The organism is Paraburkholderia dipogonis (genome assembly GCF_046027395.1).
Taxonomy (GTDB): Bacteria; Pseudomonadota; Gammaproteobacteria; order Burkholderiales; family Burkholderiaceae; genus Paraburkholderia; species Paraburkholderia dipogonis_A.
In genome coordinates this window covers 22,409-28,847 of record NZ_JAQQEG010000067.1, presented here as the reverse complement: position 1 = coordinate 28,847, position 6,439 = coordinate 22,409, and the positions used below count along the sequence as shown (strand labels likewise).

The window sequence follows — 6,439 nt, the reverse complement described above, 5'->3', positions numbered from 1 at the left end:
TAGCAAGCTGGGTTATCTGAAGGCGACGGTCGAGTTCGCCCTGCGCCATCCGGAAGTGGCCGCCGGTTTCGACGAGTACTTGCTTGCGCGCTCGCCAGTGCTCGCGGGACTGACAGACTGACCATCGCAGATACGGACGACACGACCGCGGGCCTTGCGAAAAAGAGAGCAGGCAATTGTTCGACGGCGATGACGCTTGACTATATCGGCCAAGATTGTGGTTCATTCAGCCGCACTTTCATTGCGCCAGTACGGCTTCGATACTATCAAAACCTGTCGACTCGTTCTTCAATGCCGAAGAACGATTGCCTTAAGCAGTAGGTCATTTTTTTCGAGCACAAAGTTCGAACTGGTGGCCTTCAATTTCAGGCTGTTTAACCGAGCGGATGCACAGGAAATTATGGGCGAGTTTATTCCAGAGTATCTAGTCCGCGAACAGGCAGCCGTGGGTGCGCTCGTATTGTTCGCCATTCTGCGCATTGTCTCCGCCGCTGTCGCCTTTCAAAAGGGCTGGCGCATATCCGTCGTGCAAGCTTATTGCGTCGCGATCGCAGTGCTTTACTGCCTACCCCCGTTATTCGATCTGTTCGTGCACGTGTATGGAATGCGGGCCGCGGCTGCCGCCGCGGAGCTCGAGGGTAAGGCAGCGGGCTCTGCGATTGCTCTCTTTTTCGCGCCCATTCTGAGTCACAGGCTCGGCTACGAATAGTTATCCTTCATGTCCCAAACTCTCTTAGCTTCTTCTTGATGGATGGCCGGTCCAGCTCCGTTGGGGAGCTGGACCGGCCCGGCAGGCCGATTTCCTGCATCCGCCAGCGTGCGCTATTTCGCTGTGGTTCCCGTGCCGCCGGTGCCGCCCGTTCCACCGGTTGCTCCGCCGCCATTGCCGCCACCGGAGATCGGTGCTGCCGCCCCCGCTGCTATCGCAGCGGCTGTCAACGATGCCACGGGCTGACCGTTCGCGGCAATCGCACCGGCAGTCTGCAAACTGTCCAGATCCGCATCCGCGCCGGGTTGCCCCGGCGTAAATGAAACCGTCAAGAATGAGGATGACGAAAGCGTTATCCCATACTGGGTCTTGATCAATTGGGCAACGGCCGCCTGCGCATTCGCGATCACCGTACTGTTGGACAGCGCGCTCTGAAACGTCACGTTGCTCGAGATTCCCGACAGCAGCCCGCTAACCGTGGTTCCAAGCTGGCCGGCCAGATAGCTCAAAAGCAATTCGGTCAGGGGTGTCACGTTGTAGGTGCCCGCGCCGGCCGCGAACGAATGCAGCACGGTGAAACCACTCGACGCCGTGATCGCACACGGTCCGTCAAACTTGAAGGTTGCCGAATACGCACCGCTTGCGCTTGCCGTCGCACTACCCGCACCGTTCTTGCAGGTCAGTACGATGCCTGCGTTGGCCATTGCCGCGCCTACCGCGGCCGTACCGCTCACCGTCGCGCCCGGCGAGTCGCCGCTGCCGCCACACGCAACCAGCGCACTGGTTGCAAGAACCATCGATCCGAACTGCAGCGTGCGCAGCGTGGCGCCGTTTAGAAGCTTCATCGCCTACCTCCAAAGAAAGTCATTCACAATTGACCGGCACTAACGCCCGTCCGCCGCTTACACCCGGCAAATCGTTTCCGCAGACGCCATGCGATCGCGCGACGCCGGTCGATACAGCAGGCAAACTCGCTTGCGGCTTCGGCTTCGTTCCGTCGCTACCCGGCCGCCCGTAACGCAGATACGCATCACGCATCCGGTAAAGCTGAGTCGAGAAGTACTCGCCGCTAAAGCGGCCCTGGTTCAACAGGTACTGTTGCGTGCTATACGGGAAGGCCACGTTCTCCGCCGCATTGGCCGACAGGTAATTCGTCGATCCCACCCGTGTACGGAAGTCGAGCCCGAACTGTTCAGAGCCGTACACCTGGCTGATCCCGGGCTTCATGCCCTGACGCAACGTCAGCGGGAAGCTGACCGTGGCGCCTACAAACGTGCCCTGCCCGCTATGCTCACCATGCACGCTCACCGATACGTCGTCGAACCAGCGCGTCAAGCTCGCAACGGGTCCCTTGTCTCCCCCAACAAAGCGCGCCACGCCGGCTTCGACCCACAACTTCCAGGACGGCTGCACCCAGCGGTAAGTCAACTCGGCATTCTTCTCGCTTGGCAATCCGTCATGGCCCGGTTCATGGTGCAAATAGGCGAGCCGCAAGCGGATCAGATCGGGGCGGCCCGGCACGAACACCGTTGTTTCGTTTTGCACGCCAACGTACGAGTAATCGAACTTACCCACCGATACCACGTTGAACACTTGCGGCATAATCCAGAAGCTTTGCGCCAGCGCGACCGCGTTCAGACCGCCGCGCAGGCGGTAATCGCTAAATACGCGGCCCTCGTCCATGTTCTTCGTGTTGTAGATCGGTGCGATATAGCTCGCATACAACTCCGCGCCACGCCAAAGCGGCACAAACCCCTCAATATTGGCGCCGAGCGAGATGTCGAAATTGCCGTACTCGGTGCCGTACAGATAACTGACAACCGGCTCGATCTGAATCCGCGTCAGACCATGCGTGTGCTCGTTGCCATGCCACACGATCGAATCCGCGTCGTATGTCGGACGCGTGCGCATCGTCATTGACGCACTTGCCAGCGTCGGCGCGCCGCCTTCAATGAACTGGGCAAATGCATCACGATCGACGATGACTTCGCCTAAGGGTTCATTGGCCTTCTTGATCACCACGTGAATCTTGTCCGTGCCATGCGCCGCATTCACGCTCGCTACGCCAAGCACGATGCCGAGCGCGTCAGCTTCGTTCTGGTTGTAGCGATGGTTTTCGTACTCGACCACGAGATCACGACCGCTCATCCCGACACGCACACGCTCGAGGCCGGCGGCAAAGAGTTGCGCGGCGATCTCGTCGAGCGCGGAGTTATCCAGCGCTTCCGGAATGGCGGGAGACTGCGCATCCGACGATTTGCGCGCCGCCACGTCACTCAGCATCACAGATGCATACGACTGCAGCGGTGGTACATAAATGATCGGCGCTGGGGCCAGTGCCTTGTTGGCTGCGGTAGCGCGTGTGTCTACCGGTTTCAGGCTCGCGAGGCGGATCGGGCCGTCATCGTCGGCAGCCGCGGTCTGGGCGAGCGCCACTTGCGGGCCATCGCACAAGCCGTCGGCACAACGCGCATTGCTAAAGCGTTTGCCAAGCGGAATCTGAATGCCCACCGAGAACGACGTGCGCGGCGACACACCATCGGTCGAGCGGATTGAGCGTATGAACGTGCCGATCACGTTTGCATCGGCCAGCCAGCTAATCCGCGGAGACTGGTAGCGCACGCCGGCATAAGGCGTTTTCGAATCGTCTTCCACGAGCAGCGACAACCCCGTGTTCCAAAGCGAGACTTGTGCGCCGCCAAATAAACCGTCCAGACGATCGCCCTGGCCGTAACCGGCAGTCAATGTCACGGGTCCAAACGCTTGCGATACCACGCCATATTTCGAGCGGAAGAAATGCGTCTGGCCGCCAATATCGGTCACACCGAACGCAATGCTCGGCTGATACTTGAAGAATTTCGGCACTTCGAGCTTGACGTCCGCCATCAGGTGGCGAATTACGAAATGCTCTTCGTGAGCAAGCGCGACACCGACATTCGCTGGATAGTTTGCCAGGCCGCCTGCCAGCTCGACATATGGGAATAAGCCGACGGCGCCCCAATAGATCTGCGATCCAGTCGCCGTCTTCCCGTACCGTGGATCGATGAAATCGTTGTACTGCACTTCGCCGACACCTTGAGGCAAGGCGAATCCATATGGAATAACCAGGCCGCCGGCCTGACCTAACGCATTCAACGCCGGCTCTACCGCGTGTGCCGGAGTCGAGAACGCCAGGACGGCAGCTAACGCCAATGCCTTTCTGCTCCCTGTGGGTCCCCGTCCGAATAAGTTTCCACTCATGTCTATAGTTGTTGGTATTCAAACACACGGCGGTGAATGGAACCGTTCTCAATCGTCACCGCAACTTATCTTCGTAATGCGGCGTTCAATCCAACTAATAAACAGATATGCATCCCAATCAAACTGGATTGGGAATCGTTATATTTTTTGTGATTGCCCGGCATACCGTGCTAACTGCTACAGATAAAGCCCAAAACAATCGGGCAGGGAAGTATCTTCTGGTTGCGGTGCATCATACATAGACCGCTTCATCGGAGAGGACGGCTGACGGAAAAGGCTAATATGTTGGCGGAATATTCCATTGACCTGCATGCAGATCGCATTGGCTGGCCGGCGTTGTCATTGCAAACCGGGTACGGCTAACGTTTCACGCAATGGCCGCGTCCGGGCTCTTCAACGATGAATTCTGGAAACTGGCTTAGGGCCGCATTGTTTATAGCGGAACGCTGGCAAGCGCAGATTCCGCATTGGGCCAAACACCTCGGACATCGCAATGAACAGCTCAAACGTGTATGACACACTCAAGCGTTCAGCCAGCCCGATATGAACCACGCCGATCAGCGAGGCTCGAACATGGCAAATATGGCGCGTTCGACATCGATTGCACGCCACATTTGCGGTCCATTCAACCGGTCGCGCCAATGCCACGGCAAACCACGCAGACAGCCTTCATTCAGTTGTTCAGCAACGGCCTGCGTGAAACTGCACCAGCTGGCATACTCGCGCTGGACGCGTCGCAATTGGACCGCCCCCACCCCGTTTGCGAATGGCCCGTTTGCCGCCCATGGGCTGTTCTGCAAGCCTTTGCAGATCCTGTTGTCATATACCGCAGTGCGCCTTGGGTCTAGCAGCGCAATCACTTTCGAAGCGAACGGCGTGCGGCCCAACTGGTTGATTCCGGCGAACATCTCTAGCGCGCGGCCTGGATTGCCCGCCTTGACGGCATTGTCAGCCTCTTCCAATACGTCCGCGATCTGCCCGGCACTGGTGGCTTGCTGATTGCCCCGCCCAAAAAGGTGCCGGTGGACACGGATAGCTGCAAACGCCGGACTGAACGTATAAAAACCCCACAATACGATCGATGCCGTGCCGAGCAATCGTTCAGTCGCGTTGCTGGATCGCAGCAGGCGCTCGTGATATGCGTCCAGCGTCGCATCGGTCACGTCCCCTTGCGCTGGAGGCACGATTTTCGCCCACTGGCCGCCCGGCAACTTGAAGTCGCCGGCATGATCGTCGAGGACAAGGCGCGCGGCCGGATAAGCATATTCATTACGGAACTTGACGAGCTGCATGGCTTGCTCGTCAGTGATCTGCATGCCTGTATGCAGGAAATTCTCTGGAAACACTAACTGCCTCTCCTTTTTGCCTTGACGCTCGCCCAATCGGGGAACGTCATTCATGACGACCGTCGTACCGCTTTCGGGCTGGGACGTAAATTGACTCGATGCACGGTCGCGCTGCTAGTACACGGCGGCGCGCGACCCATTGCTATATCGGCGTGCGCGGAGGTTTCTTTAAAGGAAGGCCGGAGCCGACGTCTACTGGACGTATGCGCTCAAATGAGCGCGCTGCTCCGTTCTGCGTCGAACGCTATCCGGCCAGGCCCGCGTCGATTGCCGACAATATGTCCACCGCGCGCCCTTCAATGCCGATGCCGAGCGCTGGATCTATCTGCGGCTCGCGAGCATTGATGCGAATCACCCGTGGGCCGTGCCGCTCACTGAAGCGTCGAACCGTAGGCAGCGCCGTGCCGGCGCCAACCTCGACGACAACAGGTCGCTTGACCGACGCCAACCAGCCGGCGAGGCGTGTGGCCTGTGCATCGGCGCGGGATGACAGCCACGCGGCGTCCCAGAACATCAGGATATTCGGCCTCGCCAGCGCGCCGCAGCGTTGGCAGCGCGGCAACGGGCCAATGTGCCGGCACGCGCGCTCGTCGATCTGCGGCGCGAAGTCTGCCGCTGGTTCGATTCGCGAGGAACACGGCTCGATGCACTGCAAAAAGTGAATCGAGCCGTGGCATTCCTCGATACGGTCCTCCGGGAAACCCGCCCGTTGAAATTGCCCGTCCACGTTGCTCGTGAAAACAAATGCGCCCTGAGGCATACGCCCGGCCCAGCCTCTGAGAATGGCGAAGCCCGGGTGAGGCTCGACCTCGCGATAAAGTTTCAGGCGGTGTCCATAGAATCCCCAAGCCAGTTCCGGCTCCTCCATAAAGGCCCGCGGGTTGGCGATAGACTGGAAATCACGCCTTGCTTCGGCCAGCGCCGGGTACGCGCGCCACAAGCCTGCATTGCCACGGAAATCAGGCAAGCCGGAGTCGACGCCCATCCCTGCTCCTGCAGTGATCAGTAGCCCATCTGCTTCGCGCAGCCATGCGATCGCTCGCTGTATCCATTCTTCCCGCATTGAAGTCACCTCGCTATCGCTGTTCGACGCGCGCGCCATTTTCCGTGCAGACAGTCGCCGTCTGCCCATTCGGGTGTGTCC

At 59.2% G+C, this 6,439-nt stretch carries 5 protein-coding genes and 1 pseudogene; 2 read left to right on the top strand and 4 right to left on the bottom strand.

All coding sequences use genetic code 11. The features are described 5' to 3' along the window. Nucleotides 1-121 (top strand): annotated as a pseudogene (locus tag PQR32_RS39600) (UTP--glucose-1-phosphate uridylyltransferase); the annotation flags it as partial. Between the two features lie 279 nt (nt 122-400). After that, entirely contained in the window at nt 401-709 is a 309-nt protein-coding gene (locus PQR32_RS39595) for a hypothetical protein (RefSeq protein ID WP_408240584.1), read from the top strand. 113 nt (nt 710-822) lie between these two features. On the opposite strand, the gene PQR32_RS39590 is transcribed toward PQR32_RS39595, so the two are convergent. From PQR32_RS39590 to PQR32_RS39575, 4 genes are all read right to left on the bottom strand, one after another. Then, nucleotides 823-1,554: a carboxypeptidase regulatory-like domain-containing protein gene (locus tag PQR32_RS39590; RefSeq protein ID WP_408240578.1), complete on the bottom strand. Its 732-nt coding sequence runs from the start codon at nt 1,552-1,554 to the stop codon at nt 823-825. Between the two features lie 19 nt (nt 1,555-1,573). Further along, entirely contained in the window at nt 1,574-3,949 is a 2,376-nt protein-coding gene (locus PQR32_RS39585; RefSeq protein ID WP_408240576.1) for a YjbH domain-containing protein, read from the bottom strand. Between the two features lie 557 nt (nt 3,950-4,506). After that, a complete protein-coding gene (locus tag PQR32_RS39580) occupies nt 4,507-5,349 on the bottom strand; it encodes a hypothetical protein (RefSeq protein ID WP_408240573.1) in 843 nt (280 codons plus the stop codon). 190 nt (nt 5,350-5,539) lie between these two features. Then, nucleotides 5,540-6,358 (bottom strand): SIR2 family NAD-dependent protein deacylase, encoded by an 819-nt coding sequence (locus PQR32_RS39575; RefSeq protein WP_408240581.1) that lies wholly within the window; start codon nt 6,356-6,358, stop codon nt 5,540-5,542. Nucleotides 6,359-6,439 lie beyond the last annotated feature (81 nt).

Excerpts from the sequence above, each read along its gene's own strand:
- PQR32_RS39595 (WP_408240584.1), top strand. The coding sequence starts at position 401 with ATGGGCGAGTTTATTCCAGAGTATCTAGTCCGCGAACAGGCAGCCGTG.
- PQR32_RS39590 (WP_408240578.1), bottom strand. The coding sequence starts at position 1,554 with ATGAAGCTTCTAAACGGCGCCACGCTGCGCACGCTGCAGTTCGGATCG.
- PQR32_RS39585 (WP_408240576.1), bottom strand. The coding sequence starts at position 3,949 with ATGAGTGGAAACTTATTCGGACGGGGACCCACAGGGAGCAGAAAGGCA.
- PQR32_RS39580 (WP_408240573.1), bottom strand. The coding sequence starts at position 5,349 with ATGAATGACGTTCCCCGATTGGGCGAGCGTCAAGGCAAAAAGGAGAGG.
- PQR32_RS39575 (WP_408240581.1), bottom strand. The coding sequence starts at position 6,358 with ATGCGGGAAGAATGGATACAGCGAGCGATCGCATGGCTGCGCGAAGCA.